This is a genomic window from Paractinoplanes toevensis (assembly GCF_018332695.1).
Taxonomy (GTDB): Bacteria; Actinomycetota; Actinomycetes; order Mycobacteriales; family Micromonosporaceae; genus Actinoplanes; species Actinoplanes toevensis.
Genome location: NZ_BOQN01000049.1, coordinates 201263 through 218775 on the forward strand (window position 1 = coordinate 201263; position 17513 = coordinate 218775).

Genomic DNA, 17513 nt, shown 5'->3' on the forward strand with positions numbered 1-17513 from the left:
TGGTGTGAAGGTTCTTCGCCAGAAAAAAGGCGTTCCGCCAAAAAGAGTCCGTTATGCCGGTTAGATTACGGATGGCGCCGCCTCACGTGGATCTTCAAACCGCGTGTCTGCGCTGATGAGGGCCGGTTTCACCGAGGCCCCGACCGCCCCAAGGTGCGGGTACCGAACAGGCAACCCCCGTCGGCCGAGTCGGCCGACGAGGACGCGAAGCCAGGGGCCTCCCCGCTGGAGAGGTTGCCCAGCCGCCGAAGGAGACAGGAAGAGAATGCGTCATCGACCAATCCAAACGGCGTCGCACGAGCGAGTGCCGTTCACACTCTGGGGACCGGGGAGGATCCGGAACGTTCTCGCCGGCCTCGCCGCTGCGGCCGTCGGTCTCGTCCCGACGGTGATGATCGCCTCGCCGGCGCAGGCGGCCCCGATCGACTTCCTCAAGATCTCGGACGCCGCCAACTGGGAGAACGGCGACCTCGTTTTCACCGTGACCTACACGGGCACCACCGCCAACGCGTCGTTCGACTTCGCGACCGCTACCGGTAGCGCGGGCGCGGGCGACTTCGACTCCACCCTCGACTCGGATTACTTCGACTCCGGCACGACGATCATCTTCAACGCGGCGAGCGCCTCTGCGCCCGCCACGGCGACCATCACCGTGCACACGACGGACGACGCTGACAACACCGATGCGGCCAGTGAGAAGTTCACTCTGACCGCCATCCCGACCGGCGGTCAGGCTCCGGTCGTCTCGGGTACGGGAACGATCTGGAACCTCGACACGACCAACAGTGTCGTTCTCACCGGCGGGACGACCGTGCCGGAGACGGCTTCCGGCGGCGTCCAGAGGGCGGTCACGATCACCGCCACCCAGACGAACCCGCAGCAGCACGACGTCGTGATCCCCGTGCGGACGTTCGACGGCACCGACGGCACCTTCAAGACCAGCAACGCGGTCGCTGCGGGCGGGATCAACCGGGACTACTCGGCGCTGGCCGCCGACGCGACGATCACCATTCCGGCCAATGAGACCACCGGCACGACCCAGGTGTCGCTCTGGGACGACGCCAACGACGAGGCGGACACCCAGGACTTCAGCGTCGGGGTGGACACCAGCCGGACCCCGGGCGGCCTCGACGTGTTCGGCGGCACCATGGTCACCGGCCAGACCTCGGCGAAGATCAACATCACCGACGACGACGCGACCCCGGTGATCAGCATCGGTGACGCGGCGACGGTCAAGGAAGGTGCACCGCTGATCTTCCCGCTCTCGCTGACCACCGCCTCGGAGCGGGGCGTCACCTACAACCTCAACGCCGTAGGTGCGACCAAGGGCAGCGCGGGACCGGCGACCGGCGACAACACCGGCGGCAACAGCGCGACCGCCGACTTCCGCTGGGGCACGGGCGGGACCGGCGACGCGACCAGCCTGACCGTCCCGCTGTACGCGAAGGCCGCGAACGTCCTGATCCCGACGCTCGAGCAGCCGTTGGACAACAACAGTGACCCGGTGTTCGAGGGTCCGGAGAACGTCCGGGCCAAGCTCACCGTCCCGAACAACGGTGCCAACGCCACTCTGGGCAGCCCGGCGATCGTGGATGGCATGATCACCGACACCGGTTCCGGCCAGGACATCGAGTGGAGCGACGTCGACGACCCGTTCGACAACACGTGGAACCAGCGCTGGACGGAGACCAGCAACGGCCCGGTCGAGAAGAAGATCTGGCTGCGCTTCGCCGCCGGCACGACGCTGCCGGACACGCTGAGCTACAAGTTCGTCGACGTCGATGCCAAGAACGGCGTGGACTACATCGGTAAGGACGGGACTGTCACCATTCCCGCCAACTCCGCCACGCCCAACTACGTGTCGATCCCGGTCACCATCACCGGCGACCGGATCTTCGAGCCGGACGAGACCTTCAAGCTGGTGCTGACCGATCCGAACGGGATCGCCGAACTGCCCACCAACGGTGAGGTCACCTTCACCATCGTCGATGACGACTCGAAGCCGATCTACACGACCGGTGACGTCTCGATCCAGGAAGGCAACGCCGGCACCACCATCGCCAAGGTTCCGCTCAAGCTGAACACCCCGGCCGGTACGGACGCCGTCTTCACCGCGCAGATCTCCACCGGCAGTGCCACGGAGAACGCCTCGACGCCCGGTGGCAACGACTACGACCTGCCCAAGGACCTGACCGCCACGATCAAGGCCGGTGACTCCATCGGTTGGCTCGAGGTGCCGATCGTCGGCGACGCGATCTACGAGCGCGACGAGTCGTTCACGGTCGACTTCACCAACGGTGAGCCGAGCAACGTCGACCACACGTCGGACAGCCAGCGCAGCTCGAAGGTGACCATCACCAACGACGACGCCCAGCCGACGGTCACGTTCGCGTCGGCCAGCGGCTCCGAGGGTGGGAAGGTAGCGGTCGTTCCGACCGTCGTCGGTGAGTCCCAGTACCAGTACGACATCGGCTTCAGCGCCGGTGCGGCCGGTGACCACCCGGCCACCGTCGGCACCGACTTCGAGATCCCGACCAACCTGGTCACCTCGATCGCCACCGTTCCCGCGGGCTACACGGGAGCGCTGAACAAGATGCCGAGCCCGTTCGACGTGCCGGCGTTCCAGCTGCTGCACGACGACATCGACGAGCCGACCGAGACGTTCTCGGTCACGGCCAACGAGGTCACCTCGGTCCTGCGCGGCTTCACCACCGCCTCGACGATGGTGAAGGTCAACGACGACCCGATGGACCTGCCGCCGGCGGCCTCCATCGGTGACATCGCGGTCGACGAGAAGCAGCACGTCGCGAAGGTCCCGGTCGACCTCGCCTTCACCGGTGACGCGACCTCGACCGTCCAGACCGTGACGATTCCCTGGTACACCCAGGACGGCACGGCCAAGGCCGGCTTCGACTACAAGGCCAGCAAGGGCACGCTCCAGGTCCCGCCGGGAACGATGAAGGCCTGGATCGAAGTTCCGGTCATCGACGACCACTCGAAGGAGCCGAACGAGAACTTCACGGTTCGCCTGGGCACGCCCGGTCCGCTCGGCGCTTCGGTGATCAAGGGTGACTCGACCGTCACCGTCAAGTCGGACGACACCGTCGACACCAGCCTCACGCTGACCGTCGCCGGCACCGTCTCCGGTGGCGTCAACACGCCGATCTGGGGCAAGACCGCTCCGGGCGCCGACGTCGAGCTCTGGGGTGCTCCCATCTCGGCCAAGAACGCCCCGCTCGCCAAGCTCGCCACGGTCAAGGCGGGTAAGGACGGCGTCTACAAGTTCACCCGCACCCTGAGCCAGGGCTACCGGTTCAAGGTGGCCTCGGGCGGCGACGAGTCGATGGAGAAGCGGGTCATGGTCACCCAGGCTCCGGTCTTCGTGGCCAGCTCGCCGAGCAAGGGCGTGGTGAGCTTCGCGGTCCAGGGCACCCCGCGCGGGGTCGGCCAGGTTGTCATCGTCCAGAAGTGGGTCGGTGGCAAGTGGGTCAACACCTGGAAGGGCACGACCGGTAGCAGCAACCAGTGGAAGGCAACCGCCAAGGTCGCTTCCGGGTCGCTCACCGTCCGGGCCTTCGTGCAGGGCTTCACGCCCAACGGGATCGGCGGCGGCTACTCCGCCAGCAAGAAGATCACCGTCAAGTAAGTAGTACGTAGCAACATCTGACCCGACGAAGACGGGGGCGGCCATCCGGCCGCCCCCGTCGCCCTGTGTGGAGAGGTCAGTCGACTTCCGCCACCGCCTGGGCGAACTGGGCCGAGTACAACCGGGCGTACGCCCCGTCGGCCTCGATGAGCTCGTCGTGGGTGCCCATCTCGACGATGCTGCCGTGCTCCATCACCAGGATCACGTCGGCGTCGCGGATGGTGGACAGGCGGTGCGCGATGACGAAGCTCGTGCGTCCGGTGCGCAGGCTGTTCATGGCCCGCTGGATCAGCACCTCGGTGCGGGTGTCGACCGAGCTGGTCGCCTCGTCGAGGATCAGGATGCTCGGCTCGGCCAGGAACGCGCGGGCGATGGTGATCAGCTGCTTCTGCCCGGCGCTGACGTTCGAGCCCTCCTCGTCGATCACCGTGTCGTAGCCGTCCGGCAGCGTCCGCACGAACGCGTCGACGTGGGCCGCCTCGGCCGCCGCCCGCACCGAGTCCAGGTCGAAGCTGTCCGCGCCGTACGCGATGTTCTCGGCGATGGTCCCGCCGAACAGCCAGGTGTCCTGCAGCACCATGCCCATGTGTTCGCGCAGTTCCTCGCGCGGCATCGCGGCGATGTCCACCCCGTCCAGGGTGATCCTCCCCGAGTCCACGTCGTAGAACCGCATCAGCAGGTTGACCAGCGTGGTCTTGCCGGCGCCGGTGGGTCCGACGATGGCGACGGTCTGGCCGGGCTCGGCCACCAGCGACAGGTCGTCGATGAGCGGCTTGTCCGGTAGGTAGCGGAACGACACGTCCTCGAACGCGATCCGGCCCCGCACCCGGTCCAGGCCGGCCGGCGCCGGTTCGGGGCTCTGCTCGGCCGCGTCGAGCAGCTGGAACACCCGCTCGGCCGACGCCACGCCGGACTGCACCATGTTGGCCATCGACGCCACCTGGGTGAGCGGCTGGCTGAACTGGCGCGAGTACTGGATGAACGCCTGCACATCGCCCAGCGACAGCGCGCCGCTGGCCACCCGCAGGCCGCCGACCACCGCGACCAGCACGTAGTTCAGGTTGCCGAGGAACATCATGGCGGGCTGGATCATGCCGGAGATGAACTGGGCCCGGAAGCTCGACGCGAACAGCTTCTCGTTGTGCTCGTCGAAGGTCTGCTGCGCCTCGTCCTGCCGGCCGAAGACCTTGACCAGCGAGTGGCCGGTGAACATCTCCTCGATGTGGCCGTTGAGCTTGCCGGTGGTCTTCCACTGGGCGACGAAGTTGGGCTGGGCCCGCTTGCCGATCTGGGTGGTCACCAGGAGCGACAGCGGCACGGTGATCAGCGCGATCAGGGCGAGCAGCCAGGAGATCCAGAACATGAAGGCGAGGACGCCGATGATCATCAGCAGCGAGTTGAGCAGCTGGGCGAAGGTCTGCTGCAGGGTCTGCGCGATGTTGTCGGTGTCGTTGGTGGCCCGGCTGAGCACCTCGCCGCGCGGCTGCTTGTCGAAATACGACAGTGGCAGCCGGGACAGCTTGGCCTCGACGTCGCGCCGCAGCCGGGACACGCCGGTCTGCACGACCGTCGCGATCAGCCGGCCCTGCATGACGCCGAGCATCCACCCGACCACGTAGACCACGACGACCCAGGCCAGCAGGTGCCCGAGTTTATCGAAGTCGATGCCCTGCCCGGGCGTGAAGTCGACCGCGGAGAGCAGGTCGGCCTGGGTGTTGTTGCCGGCGGCGCGCATCGCGGCGATGGCTTCGGCCTTGGTCGTCCCGGGCTGGAACAGATTGCCGATCACGCCGGAGAAGATGATGTCGGTGGCCTTGCCGAGCAGTTTCGGCCCCCACACCGTCAGCCCGACGCTGGCGATGCCGAAGACCAGGGCGGCGCCGACGAGCAACCGCTGCGGCTTGAGCAGCCCGAGCAGCCGCAGGGTGGAGCCGCGGAAGTCCTCGAGTTTCTCGGTGGACTTGCCACCGGCCATCATCATCCGTGCGGCCGGCGGCCCGCCGACCGGCGGCCCGGGCCTGTTGGGCGCGGTCATGCTCTTCCTCCAAGAAGAACAGAAAGGCCAAGAGCGCGAGCGGTCATGCCGCGGCCTCCTGCTCCGTGAGCTGGGACAAGACAATTTCCCGGTACGTAGGGTTGGTGTCCATGAGTTCGGTGTGGGTGCCGGTTCCGACCACCTTGCCGTCGTCGAGGACGATGATGCGGTCGGCGTCTCGGATGGTGCTGACCCGCTGGGCGACGATCACCACAGTGGCGTCGGCGATGTAGGCGGTCAGCGCGGCCCGCAGCGCCGCGTCGGTGGCGTAGTCGAGCGCCGAGAACGAGTCGTCGAAGAGGTAGATCTCCGGCCGGTGCACCAGCACCCGGGCGATGGCGAGCCGCTGCCGCTGCCCGCCCGACACGTTGGTGCCGCCCTGCGCGATCGGCGCGTCCAGACCGCCCTCCATCTTCTCGACGAAGCCCTTGGCCTGGGCGACCTCGAGGGCCTCCCAGAGCTGCTCGTCAGTGGCGTCCGGGTTGCCGTACCGCAGGTTGGTGGCGACCGTGCCGCTGAACAGGTAGGGCTTCTGCGGCACCAGGCCGACGGTCCGGGACAGCAGGGCCGGGTCGAGCTGCCGTACGTCGGCGCCGTCGACCAGCACCTCGCCGTCGCTCACGTCGAACAGCCGCGGGATGAGGTTGAGCAGCGTCGTCTTGCCGCTGCCGGTGCTGCCGATGACCGCGGTGATCTCCCGTGGCCGGGCGGTGAGGTTGACGTCGTGCAGCACCGACGCCTCGGCGCCGGGGTAGTGGTAGTCGACGTCCCGCAACTCCAGATAGCCGTGCCGGCTCAGCGTGGTCACCGGACTGGCCGGCGGTTCGACCGTCGAGTCGGTGCCGAGGATCTCCTCGATCCGCTCGGCGCAGACCTCGGCCCGCGGGATCATGACGAACATGAAGGTCGCCATCATGATCGACATGAGGATCTGCATGAGGTAGCTGAGGAACGCGGTCAGCGCGCCGACCTGCATGTGGCCGGAGTCGATGCGGTGGCCGCCGAACCACAGGACGGCGACGCTGGAGATGTTCACGATCAGCATCACGGTCGGGAACATCGTCGCCATGATCTTGCCGGCCCGCATCGACACGTCGGTGAGCTCGGCGTTGGCGCCGGCGAACCGCTTCTGCTCCCGGTCGTCGCGGACGAACGCGCGGATCACCCGGATGCCGGTGATCTGCTCGCGCATGACCTGGTTCACCTTGTCGATGCGCACCTGCATCGAGCGGAACAGCGGCCGCATCCGGCTGATGATCAGGGCGACCACCGCGATCAGGACCGGCACGATGACCAGCAGCAGCGACGAGAGCGGCACGTCCTGGTGCAGGGCGAGCAGCACGCCGCCGACGCACATGATCGGCGCCGACACCATCAGCGTGAAGGTGAGCAGCACCAGCATCTGGACCTGCTGCACGTCGTTCGTGGTGCGGGTGATCAGCGACGGGGCGCCGAACTGGCCGACCTCGCGGGCCGAGAAGCTCTGCACCTGCCGGAAGATCGAGGACCGGAGGTCACGGCCGACCACCATGGCCGTCTTGGCCCCGAAGTACACCGCCACGATCTGGGTGGCGATCTGCGCGACGGTGATCGCCAGCATGAAGCCGCCGATCTTCATCACGTAACCGGTGTCGCCCTTGATGACGCCGTTGTCGATGATGTCGGCGTTCAACGTGGGCAGATAGAGCGTCGCCAGCGTCTGGAGCAGCTGGAAGAACACGACCAGTCCGATGGTCCCCCGATAGGGCCGGAGATGGACGCGTAGGAGTTGGATGAGCACGTCTACTGAGCCCCCCGCTTGAGAAAGCCGTCTAGTAGGAGCGAGACCAGATCGGCCCCGCGGAAGTTGTCCGGGTCGCCGAACGGCCCGTACGTGTTGGCGCCGCAGAACAGCAGCAGCATCTGGGCCACCGCCTCGGGCGAGTGGCGCAGCCGCTCCGCGTCCGGCGCGATGACCTCGACCAGCGCGTCCTTCAGCCGTTCCCGGCTGGACGCCATCCGCTTGCCCGCGTCGGGGTCGTCCTGCCCGGCCAGGATCAGTTTGCGCGCCGCGGTCATCAGCGCCGCGTTCTCCGCCATCCGGGCATGGATCAGTTCGGCCGCCTCGGCCATCCGCTCGCGCAGCGGCAACCCCCGGTCGATCCGGGCCAGCCCGTCCAGCGTCACCTGCGGGTCGAGCGCCTTGATCACCGAGCACACGACCAGCGAGTTCTTACTCTCGAAGACGCCGAAGATGGTGCCCTCGGCGACGCCCGCGGCCGCGGCGATCTGCCGGGTGCTGACCTCGAGACCGTGCTCGTGCAGGAGCGGGATGGTCGCTGCGATCAGGGCCGCGCGGCGTTCCTCCGGCGCGAGCGCCGGAACTCTTCTACGCCTGTTCTCCACGTGTCCGTACTCTACTGAGCGAGCGCTCACTCAGCCACTGACATTTGTCATGGGTGTTTTCCTCAGGCCGCCGGGGCGGCGGCCGATGGAGCGCTCGTGCGGCGAACCCCGATGGATGATCACACGGCGGACTACTGGGCCCGTCAGATCCGGATCGGCGCGCTCATCGCCGCCGTGGTCACCGCGATCGGTGCCCTGCGCATCGCGATGAGCTGGTCCGGGGCGGGCCGGTGGTGGCTCATCCCGGTCCTGCTCGCGGTCGTGGCCCAGGCGGTCCTGATCCGGCTGCCGTGGAACCGGCTGGTGCGCCGGGAAGGATTCCGCCGCCAGTTGCTGGTGTGGTGGTTCGCCGAGCTGCCGGTGCTGCTGCTGTTCGGCTTCGCCGACCCGGGTGGAGCCTTCCTCTACCTGCCGGCCGCCGTCCTGCTGCTGATGTCGGCCGCCGCCCTCTGGGCGCCCCGGACCGTCGTGCTGTTCGGCGTCCTCTCCGGCCTTGGCTATCTGGTCCTGCTGCCGGTCAAGGCGCACACCGGGGTCGCCCTGACCTTCGTCGTGGTCGCCATGTACGGCTGCGTCACCGCGCTCACCGCGATCAACTCGCAGAGCCGGCGCCGCCTCGACAACCGTCGCCGGTCCGCCGAGCAGCGCGCCGAGACCCTGCTCGAAGCGTCCGCCGACACCGTCCTCGCGGTCGGCCGGGACGGCGCCCTGAAGTACGTGAGCCCGTCGATCGAGCAGCTGCTCGGCTTCCGGGCAGCCGACCTGCGCGGCGCCCGGCTCACCCACGTGATGGCCGAGGACCGGCTGGGCGAGCTGCACGACTTCATGACCAAGATGCTGGCCCTGCCGATCGGGCAGAGCATGCGGGTGGAGAGCCGGCTGCGCAACGCCGCCGGCGAGTGGGTCTACGTCGACATCATGGGCACCAACTGGATCAACAGCCCCGAGCTGCAGGCCATCGTGGTCAGCCTGCGCGACATCGGCGCCCGCCGCGAGCTGGAGATGCAGCTCAGCCGGCAGGCGTTCACCGACTCGCTGACCGGCATGCCGAACCGGGCGAAGTTCCGGCAGCAGCTCGAGGAGGCGGTCGAGTCCGGCGGTCCCGAGCCGGTCACCGTGCTGCTGCTCGACCTCGACGACTTCAAGCTGGTCAACGACAACCTGGGACACAGCGCCGGCGACGAGCTGCTCACCACGATCGCCGAGCGGTTGCGCTCGGTGGTCCGCCCGGCCGACGTGCTGGCCCGCCTGGGCGGCGACGAGTTCGCCATCCTGCTGCGCGACCTCGACCCGACCGACGCGTCCGGCCTCGCCGAGCGGCTGCTGTCCATCGTCCGCGAGCCGATCCGCCTGGCCAGCCGGGACATCACCTGCTCGCTGAGCATCGGGCTGGCCGCCTCCACCGGCGGCGAGATCGGCGCCGAGCAGCTGCTCGGCAACGCCGACCTGGCCATGTACGCGGCCAAGCGAGCCGGCCGGAACGGGTACGCGATCTTCGACCCGACCATGACCCTGTCGGTGCTGGAGGAGGCACAGCAGCGGGCCGACATCGAGCACGCGCTGGAGCACGACGAGTTCCGGGTGCTCTACCAGCCGGTCGTGGACATGACCACCCAGCAGCTGATCGCCGTGGAGGCGCTGGTGCGGTGGCAGCACCCCCGCGACGGACTGCTGGGTCCGTACCATTTCATCGCCGGCGCCGAGGCGAACGGCCTGATCGTTCCGCTCGGCCGGTGGGTCCTGCGGCAGGCCTGCGCGCAGCTGGCCCGCTGGCGGGCCGAATCGCCGGCCGCGGCCGGCCTGCACGTGAACGTCAACCTCTCGGCCCGCCAGTTCCAGTACGCCGGACTGGTCGACGACGTGGCGGAGGCCCTGGCCGACGCCGGTCTGGACGCCGCGTCGCTCACCCTGGAGATCACCGAGTCGATGCTGATGGCCGACATCGAGACCGCCAAGGAGACCCTGCACGCCCTGCGCGGCCTCGGCGTCCGGCTGGCGATCGACGACTTCGGCACCGGCTACTCGTCGCTGAGCTACCTCAAGCAGCTCCCGGTGGACGTCATCAAGATCGACAAGACGTTCGTCGACGAGGTGCACATCGACGAGGACGACGTGGCCCTGGTGGACGCGGTGGCCGGCCTCGGCCAGGCGCTGAAGATGAAGACCGTCGCCGAGGGCATCGAGACCGATGAGCAGTGGGACACGCTGCGCCGGATCGGCATCGATCACGGTCAGGGCTACCTGTTCGGCAAACCGGCCGAGCAGGAGCGGATCCTGGAGATGCTTGCGGTTACCGTGGCTTGAACCGAGCCCCGGCCCTCGCCGTTTACTAGTTGCAGGTAGTAATCGGCGGTTAGGAACCCGAGTTGTCCCAGATCAAGCACCATCTGCGCCGTGTCGGCGGCGCTGTGGTCACCACTCTCGCCGCTCTCCTGGTCTTTCTCGAGCTCGTCATGCCCGACCAGATCACGAGGCTCCCACCCGGTAATTTCTGGCTGAACGCGCTGGTCCGGATCCCTATCGAGGCGATCGTCGTGATCGCCGTGCTGCTCGTCCTACCGGAGCGCGCCCGGCGCGTCGGCGCCACCGTCCTCGGTCTCACGCTCGGCCTGCTGACCGTCGTGAAGATCATCGACATGGGCTTCTTCGCGGTGCTCGCCCGCGAGTTCGACCCGGTTCTCGACTGGGTGCTGTTCACGGACGGCTACCACTTCCTCGAGGACTCGATGGGCAAGCTCGGTGCGTTCGGGGTGGCCGCCGCGGCCGTCCTGCTCGCGGCCGCCCTGCTCACCTTCACCACGCTGGCGATGCGGCGGCTGTCCCGGCTGCTCGCCGCGCACGCCCAGCCCACCCGGCACGCCGTCTTCGCCTTCGCGAGCGCCTGGATCGTGCTGGCCGTGCTCGGCGTCCAGATCGTCGGCGGCATCCCGGTGGCCTCGCAGGCGGCCGCCGACCTGGCCCGCGACACCGCGCTCAAGGTGCCGCAGGACATCGCCGACCGGAAGGCCTTCGAGCAGGAGGTCAAGGTCGACGCGTTCCGCAACCTGCCGGACGACCAGCTGCTCACCGCACTGCGCGGCAAGGACGTGATCGTCAGCTTCGTGGAGAGCTACGGCCGGGACGCGGTCGAGGACCCGGAGTTCAACTCCGCGGTGCTGGCCCGGCTCAAGGCCGACGACGCCAAGCTCGCGGCCAAGGGGTTCGCGTCGCGCACCGGTTTCCTCACCTCGTCGACCGCGGGCGGCGGCAGCTGGCTGGCCCACTCGACGTTCCTGTCCGGGCTGTGGATCGACAACCAGCAGCGTTACCGCAGCCTGGTCAACACCGACCGGCTCACCCTGACCCGGGCGTTCAAGCGGGCCGGCTTCCGCACCGTCGGGGTCGAGCCCGGCGTCACGTACGCGTGGCCGGAGGGCCAGTTCTACGGCTACGACCAGGTGTACGACTCGCACACGCTGGACTACCACGGGCCGATGCTGAGCTGGTCGACGATGCCCGACCAGTTCGTGATGAAGCAGTTCCAGCAGCTCGAATACGCCAAGAAGAACCGCGGCCCGCTGCTCGCCGAGATCACCCTGACCTCCAGCCACACGCCCTGGGCGCCGATGCCGACCATGCTGCCGTGGGAGCAGATCGGCGACGGCTCGGTCTACGGCCCGATGATCGCCGCCGCCCCGGGCGCCGGCACCGTCTGGAAGAACGACCACCGGATCAGGCAGGCGTACGCGTCGTCGATCGCCTATTCGATCGACTCGCTGACGTCCTACGTCGAGAAGTACGGCGACGACAACCTGGTCTTGGTGTTCCTCGGCGACCACCAGCCGGCCTCGATCGTGGTGGGGCAGAACGCCAGCAAGGACGTACCCATCTCGATCGTGGCCAAAGACCCGAAGGTTTTGGATCGCATCGCGAGCTGGGGTTGGACGACGGGGCTCACACCGGCGCCGACGGCGCCGGTGTGGCCCATGAACGAGTTCCGCGACCGCTTCCTGACGGCCTTCAGCCCGCTAGGGTCGCCGCACTAGTCGATCGTGCGCGGCAGTGTCGCGGCGGCCTGCTCGAGGGCGGCCGCGGCGCTGCTGTAGGGGTTGTAGGTGTACGTCCGGGAGAGCATGCCGGGCACCGTGAAGTACTCGGCCGCCAGCTTGGCCGGATCCGTCGCGATCTCGCCCCGCGATGGTGTGTCGTTGCCGTCGTCCCAGCCCCACGGCGCGTTCGCCGAGTTCGTGGTGCAGGAATAGGTGCCCACCCCGCAGTCACCCGTGGTGTCGCCCTTGAACGTGCCCAGCGCCGCGAACAGGCTGGTGTTGTTGCGCTGCGCCCACATGCCGCCGGCCGCGAAGATGTCGATCAGCTGGTACTGCACGTCCCGGTCGTCCGCGCTGCTCGGCGCCTCCGAGGCGGTCAGCGACGGGTAGTAGACGAGGCCGTCGCCGACGATGTCGTACTGCGGCCAGGCCTTGAGGCCGTGCCCCTTCGCCTCCTGCGCGGTCACCGGGTGCTGGAGGGAGTCGTGGGTGGACGCCTTGAGCTGCAGCGTCCCGTCGATCGTCTCCTTGCCGCCGGTCCAGGTGCTGCCGGCCGGGGCGTACGAGAAGAAGTCGCTGTGCGCCACGGAGACGGCCGCGCGCAGTACGCCGTACTCCGAACCGTCCTTTTCGATGATCTCGGTGAGACCTTCGCCGTCGTTCTCGTGCTCGCCCTCGAAGAAGGGGTGATCGACCCAGTCCCGCGGGTGGTAGAAGAAGTAGGTGATGAACCAGTGGTCGGCGGTCTCGGTCACCGAGTAATAGGCGGCCGCCGCGATGCTCTGCCCGGCGTGGTCCCAGTTGTCGGTCCCGACGAGGTTGTTGTCGTAGTCGTACCGGGTGATGAAGTCGGATTTGCCACTCAGTGCGTGGCTGCCGGTCGTGTCCACGTCCTGGTAGTGGATCGGCGCCCAGCGCAGCGCCAGTTCGGCCCGCGACGGCGCCGCGTGTGCCGGCGCCGCCACGAGCGCTGTCGCCAGCCCCGCGACCGCCGCCATAACCCTGATCCTCATGCCTGCTCCCACGTTTCGGCTCGATCGATCCGGGTAAATGTATGAATAAGTTTCTGATCTGCGGGTGGCCTGGCGGCGAAATATGCCTGGACAGGAGACGTAGGCTTCCCGCGTGTACAGCGTCGATCTCGGGGGCGGCGCCGAGCTGCGACCGCTCGAGCCCTGGCAGGCAGCCGAATTCCTGGCCCACATGGACCGCGCCCGCGACACCGTCGACCCGTGGATCCCCTGGGCCTCGATCAGCACCGACCTCCCGTCGGCCCGCGCCACCCTGCAGCGCTACGCCGACAAACAGGCCGCCGACCAGGGCCGCATCTACGGCATCTGGCTGGCCGGCACCCTGGTCGGCGGCACCATGTTCGTCACCTTCGACGCGGACAGCGGCATCGCCGAGGTCGGCTGCTGGCTGGAACCGGCGGCCACCGGCCGAGGCCTGATCACCGCCGCCGTCCGGCTGCTGATCGACTGGGCGTTCCGGGTGCGCGGCCTGCACCGCATCGAATGGCACTGCCGCCCCGACAACATCGCCAGCTCCGCCGTCGCCCGCCGCCTCGGCCTCCGGTTGGAGGCCACGCTGCGCGAGAGCTACCCCTGGAAGGGCGTCCGGCACGACACCGAGATCTGGGCGATCCTCGCACCCGAGTGGCTCGGGTAGGCTGCGTCCATGTCCCAGACACCCCCGTAGGCAGGCGCCGCTCACCCGCGCCCCTACCCGTCTGGACATTCCTGGAGTTTTCATGCCCGCCCCCGCCGAGGCGGGAAGTTACCGTGCGGTCCTCCGGCTGCCATCCGCGCTGCGCATCTTCGCGCCCGCGCTGGCCGGCCGACTGGCGTACGGTCTCCTCCCGCTGGCCACCCTGTTCACCGTCAGCCAGACCACCGGCTCCTACGCCGCCGCCGGCCTGGCCATCGCCCTCTTCGGCCTGACCACGGTCACCCTGCCGCTCAAGGCCCGCCTCACCGACCGCCATCCCGCCCTGCTCCCGCTGCTGGCCCTGGCCTGCGCGGCCCTACTGTCCGGCGCGGCGCTGCTGCCCTGGCCGGTGCCGTTCGTCGCGGCCGCCGGCCTGGCGGCCCCACCGCTGGGACCGGCCATGCGCTCGGCGTGGCGCTCACTCACCGAGGGCACCACCCTCAAGGAGCGGGCGTACGCGCTGGACGCGATCGCCGAGGAAACCCTCTACCTGGTAGGCCCGCTGCTGACCGGCCTGCTGATCGCGGTAGCCCCCGCCCGGGGGGCCCTGCTGCTGACCGCGGCCCTGTTGCTGACCGGCACCATCGGCATGACCGCGGCAGCCCCCACCCGCTCCCCAAGGACGCCGCAGGTCGCGGGCACCGACCTGCAGCGGTTGCTGAGCCGGGCCCTCGACCCCGGGCCGCTGCGGTCCACCCGGCTGTGGCGGGTCCTCGCCGTCCTGGCGGTGGCCGGGGCCGGCATCAGCGTCGCCTTCACCGCGATGGCCGTGGCCGCCACGCAGGCCGGCCACCCCGGCGCGGCCGGCCCGCTGGAGGCCGGGGTAGGTGCCGGCAGCGTGGTCGGCGGCCTGCTCTGGGCGAGGCGACGGCACACCCGGCCGCGGGCCCTGCACTTCGGCGGCCTGCTGGGCCTCTTCGGGGCCGGCCTGCTGGCCGCCGCGGCCGCCCCCGGCCTGCTGGTGCTGGGCGCGGTGATGACGCTGGCCGGCGTGGCGGTCTCCCCGCTGTACGTGGCCGCCTACCTGGCCGCCGACGACCTGACCCCACCCGAGCACCGCACCGAGGCCGGCACCTGGGTGAACGTGGCCGCCAACGCCGGCAGCGCAGCCGGCGCCGCGGCCGCGGGCCTGCTGACCGACCGGGCCGGCCCATCCACGGCGTTCCTGGCCGCCGGCACCCTCCTGGCCGCAACCGCGCTGGCCGCCCTGCTCACCAGCACGAGAGCCAACCAAAACCGTCCCGGCCGCGCCGACCGCACCGTTGTCGTGGAGCCGGACGGCTCCGACCGGGCTGTTCACCGGGATTAAGGTCGTCCGGTGTTCCCCGAACCCGCGCTGACTCACCGCCGTGAGGGCGGCCACGACATCCCGCTGCTGGTCTGGCGCCTGCCGGCCCCGGCTTTGGCGATCTCGTCGGCCACCCTGGGCGGCGGCGTGGGGGAGTGCCACTGGTTGATCAACGCCAGCGTCCCGATGTCCTACGACCGCGACGACCCGGCCACCCACCTGTCCGAGATCGCGGCCGGCCTGCACCTGGCCGGCCGCGGCGTGGGCTTGCTGACCGGCGTAGACGTGGCCGACGTGGTCGCCGAGGACGCCGACGGCGTGCGGCTCTGGGCGACGGTAGGCCTGGGCGCGCCGATCCAGGCCAGTGCGCCCGCGAACGAGGCGGGCGATGCGCCGCCGCCCGTCGGCACGGTCAACGTGGTCGCCTGGGTGCCTCAGCGGCTGAGCGACGGCGCCCTGGTCAACGCGGTCGCCACCATCACCGAGGCGAAGACGCAGGCCATCCGCGACCTGGGCCTGGCCGCCACCGGCACGGCGACCGACGCGATCTGCGTTCTCTGCCCGCCCGCCGGCCCCGAGGCGCCGTATGGCGGCCCGCGCTCCCGCTGGGGCGAGCCCCTGGCCCGAGCCGCCTACGAGGCGATCCTGAAGGGCGGCGGGATCAACCTGGTGGGCGCCCAATCCTGGAGCGAACGCAACGCCCTCCAGCGGGAGTCGCCGGACACTCCTCGGTAACCGCCCGGCGCGGCGCCGTCGGGGGTGTCAGTGGTAGGTCAGTTCGCCGGCCTCGATGGCTGTGGTCAGGCGGTTCTCCGGTGGGGCCAGCGGGCACAGCCAGGCGTCGTCGTAGGCGCAGGACGGGTTGTAGAGGTAGTTGAAGTCCAGGCGGACCCGGTTGCCGCCCAGTGGCTCCACGCCGCGGCCGTGGGTGCCCTTGACCGTGTCGGTCAGGTAGCGGCCTCCGCCGTACGTCGTCTTTCCGCAGGTGGCGTCGCGCACCGGGAGGAACAGGCCGCCGCCGTAGGCCGCGATCCACCACAGGGACAGCTCGCCGAACGGGGTGGGCAGGATGCCGGCCCGCCGGTAGTGGACCACGCCGTCGGGGCCGCCGGTGTCGATGTCGATCTCGCCGTCGGCCGGAAGCACCTCGACCTCGACGATCGCGTCGTCGTCGGGCGGGTAGTAGCGCAGGCCGGTGAAGGTGCCGGCCGGGATCGGCGACTGGGGGTGGGTCGCGAAGAGATCGTCGCGGCGGGCCCGGAAATCCTTGAGGTCGGCGGACTCCAGGTAGATGCGGGCGTTCGCGGCGCGGTAGTCGGACAGCTCGAGTGCCTCCATCCGACCCACGCTATCCGTCAGGCGGGGTAGGCGGTCGCCTCCGTGGCCTTCACCGTGGCCCACACCTCACGTCCCGGTTCCAGCGCGAGCTGCACGGCGGCGGCCGGGGTGACGTCGGCGGCCAGCTGGATAGGGCCGGTCAGTTCGATGCGGAGGGCGTCGCCGTGCCGGGCCACCGAGGTCACCGTGGCCGGCCAGGTGTTGCGCGGGCTGCCTTCGGGGCGGGCCGCGAACAACGACACCGCCGACGGCGGAAAGGCGACAAACACCCCACCTTCCTGCGGTACGGCGGTGACCAGCGAAAAACCGTCCGGAAGCAGGACGGTGGTGCCGTCCGCCTCGCCGCGGTAGAGGTTGAGGCCGACCAGTCGGGCCACGTAGTCGGTGCGCGGCCGGGCGGTGATCTCCGCGGCGTCGCCGGACTGCACGATGCTCCCGTCCTCGACGATGACCAGGCGGTCGGCGAGCATGAGCGCGTCCAGCGGGTCGTGGGTGACCAGCACCGTCGCCCCGGGGAACGACGTGAGGTGGCCGCGCAGGGCGGCCCGGGTGTCGAGGCGGGTGCGGGCGTCGAGGGCCGCGAGGGGCTCGTCGAGGAGCAGCAGTTTCGGTTCGGCGGCGAGGGCGCGGGCCAGGGCGACCCGCTGGGCTTGGCCGCCGGAGAGGTGGCGCGGCTTCTTGCGTACGTGATCGGCCAGACCCACCCGCACCAGCCACTCCCGGGCCGTCTCCCGAGCTTCCCGGCGCGGCACGCGCCGGCAGCGGGGTCCGAAGGCCACGTTGTCGAGGGCGGTGAGGTGCGGAAACAGCAGGTAGTCCTGGAAGACGACGCCGATCCGGCGGTGCTCGGGCGGTTCGCCGTCGAGCCGCACCCCGTCGAGGGTGACGTGCCCGTCGTCGAGCGCGGTGAGCCCGGCGAGCGCCCGCAGCGCGGTGGTCTTGCCGGCGCCGTTGGGCCCGAGCAGCGCGACGACCTCGCCGGGCTCGACGGTCAGCGTGATGTCGAGCGTGAAGCCCGGGCGCTGGACGATCAGGCGAGCATCGAGTGTCATGCCGCGCCCGTCCGGAACACGTCGGGCCGGCGGC

Annotated in this window: 12 protein-coding genes; 6 read left to right on the top strand and 6 right to left on the bottom strand. The window is 69.6% G+C overall.

What is annotated here, in order from left to right:
• Positions 1–304 precede the first annotated feature (304 nt).
• Positions 305–3646, top strand: coding sequence for a Calx-beta domain-containing protein (locus tag Ato02nite_RS17725; protein ID WP_213007638.1), 3342 nt, complete (start codon positions 305–307; stop codon positions 3644–3646).
• A 76-nt stretch (positions 3647–3722) separates the two neighbouring features.
• Here Ato02nite_RS17725 and Ato02nite_RS17730 read toward each other — a convergent pair whose 3' ends face one another.
• Genes Ato02nite_RS17730 through Ato02nite_RS17740 form a run of 3 tightly spaced genes read right to left on the bottom strand, consistent with a single transcriptional unit; the run spans position 3723 to position 8066 of the window.
• Positions 3723–5681 (bottom strand): ABC transporter ATP-binding protein, encoded by a 1959-nt coding sequence (locus tag Ato02nite_RS17730; protein WP_213007639.1) that lies wholly within the window; start codon positions 5679–5681, stop codon positions 3723–3725.
• Between the two features lie 43 nt (positions 5682–5724).
• Entirely contained in the window at positions 5725–7461 is a 1737-nt protein-coding gene (locus tag Ato02nite_RS17735; protein ID WP_213007640.1) for an ABC transporter ATP-binding protein, read from the bottom strand.
• A gap of 2 nt (positions 7462–7463) precedes the next feature.
• The gene (locus Ato02nite_RS17740; protein WP_213007641.1) at positions 7464–8066 is read right to left on the bottom strand and encodes a TetR/AcrR family transcriptional regulator; all 603 of its coding nucleotides are present in this window, start codon (positions 8064–8066) and stop codon (positions 7464–7466) included.
• Positions 8067–8177: 111 nt separating this feature from the next.
• On the opposite strand from Ato02nite_RS17740, the gene Ato02nite_RS17745 reads away from it, so the two are divergent.
• Together Ato02nite_RS17745 and Ato02nite_RS17750 are read left to right on the top strand one after the other, a co-directional pair.
• Positions 8178–10370, top strand: a complete 2193-nt coding sequence (locus tag Ato02nite_RS17745) for a putative bifunctional diguanylate cyclase/phosphodiesterase (protein WP_246607128.1) — start codon at positions 8178–8180, stop codon at positions 10368–10370.
• A 62-nt stretch (positions 10371–10432) separates the two neighbouring features.
• Positions 10433–12091 carry a sulfatase-like hydrolase/transferase gene (locus Ato02nite_RS17750; RefSeq protein ID WP_213007643.1) on the top strand — a complete coding sequence of 553 codons (1659 nt, stop codon included), beginning with the start codon at positions 10433–10435 and terminating at the stop codon, positions 12089–12091.
• Here Ato02nite_RS17750 and Ato02nite_RS17755 read toward each other — a convergent pair.
• Entirely contained in the window at positions 12088–13107 is a 1020-nt protein-coding gene (locus tag Ato02nite_RS17755; protein ID WP_213007644.1) for a hypothetical protein, read from the bottom strand. The genes Ato02nite_RS17750 and Ato02nite_RS17755 overlap by 4 nt on opposite strands.
• 112 nt (positions 13108–13219) lie before the next feature.
• Between Ato02nite_RS17755 and Ato02nite_RS17760 the strand changes: the two genes are divergently transcribed.
• From Ato02nite_RS17760 to Ato02nite_RS17770, 3 genes are all read left to right on the top strand, one after another.
• Positions 13220–13762, top strand: coding sequence for a GNAT family N-acetyltransferase (locus Ato02nite_RS17760; protein ID WP_213007645.1), 543 nt, complete (start codon positions 13220–13222; stop codon positions 13760–13762).
• 82 nt (positions 13763–13844) lie between these two features.
• Positions 13845–15110: an MFS transporter gene (locus Ato02nite_RS17765; RefSeq protein WP_213007646.1), complete on the top strand. Its 1266-nt coding sequence runs from the start codon at positions 13845–13847 to the stop codon at positions 15108–15110.
• A gap of 9 nt (positions 15111–15119) precedes the next feature.
• Complete coding sequence (locus tag Ato02nite_RS17770; protein ID WP_213007647.1) at positions 15120–15824, top strand: adenosylcobinamide amidohydrolase; 705 nt, start codon at positions 15120–15122, stop codon at positions 15822–15824.
• 27 nt (positions 15825–15851) lie between these two features.
• Here Ato02nite_RS17770 and Ato02nite_RS17775 read toward each other — a convergent pair whose 3' ends face one another.
• Positions 15852–16427: a DUF1684 domain-containing protein gene (locus Ato02nite_RS17775; RefSeq protein WP_213007648.1), complete on the bottom strand. Its 576-nt coding sequence runs from the start codon at positions 16425–16427 to the stop codon at positions 15852–15854.
• A 17-nt stretch (positions 16428–16444) separates the two neighbouring features.
• Positions 16445–17479 carry an ABC transporter ATP-binding protein gene (locus Ato02nite_RS17780; protein ID WP_213007649.1) on the bottom strand — a complete coding sequence of 345 codons (1035 nt, stop codon included), beginning with the start codon at positions 17477–17479 and terminating at the stop codon, positions 16445–16447.
• Positions 17480–17513 lie beyond the last annotated feature (34 nt).

Bases quoted from the DNA above. Each gene is read 5' to 3' on its own strand.
- Ato02nite_RS17755 (WP_213007644.1), bottom strand. From the start codon at position 13,107: ATGAGGATCAGGGTTATGGCGGCGGTCGCGGGGCTGGCGACAGCGCTC.
- Ato02nite_RS17780 (WP_213007649.1), bottom strand. From the start codon at position 17,479: ATGACACTCGATGCTCGCCTGATCGTCCAGCGCCCGGGCTTCACGCTC.
- Ato02nite_RS17745 (WP_246607128.1), top strand. From the start codon at position 8,178: ATGGATGATCACACGGCGGACTACTGGGCCCGTCAGATCCGGATCGGC.
- Ato02nite_RS17765 (WP_213007646.1), top strand. From the start codon at position 13,845: ATGCCCGCCCCCGCCGAGGCGGGAAGTTACCGTGCGGTCCTCCGGCTG.
- Ato02nite_RS17730 (WP_213007639.1), bottom strand. From the start codon at position 5,681: ATGACCGCGCCCAACAGGCCCGGGCCGCCGGTCGGCGGGCCGCCGGCC.
- Ato02nite_RS17775 (WP_213007648.1), bottom strand. From the start codon at position 16,427: ATGGAGGCACTCGAGCTGTCCGACTACCGCGCCGCGAACGCCCGCATC.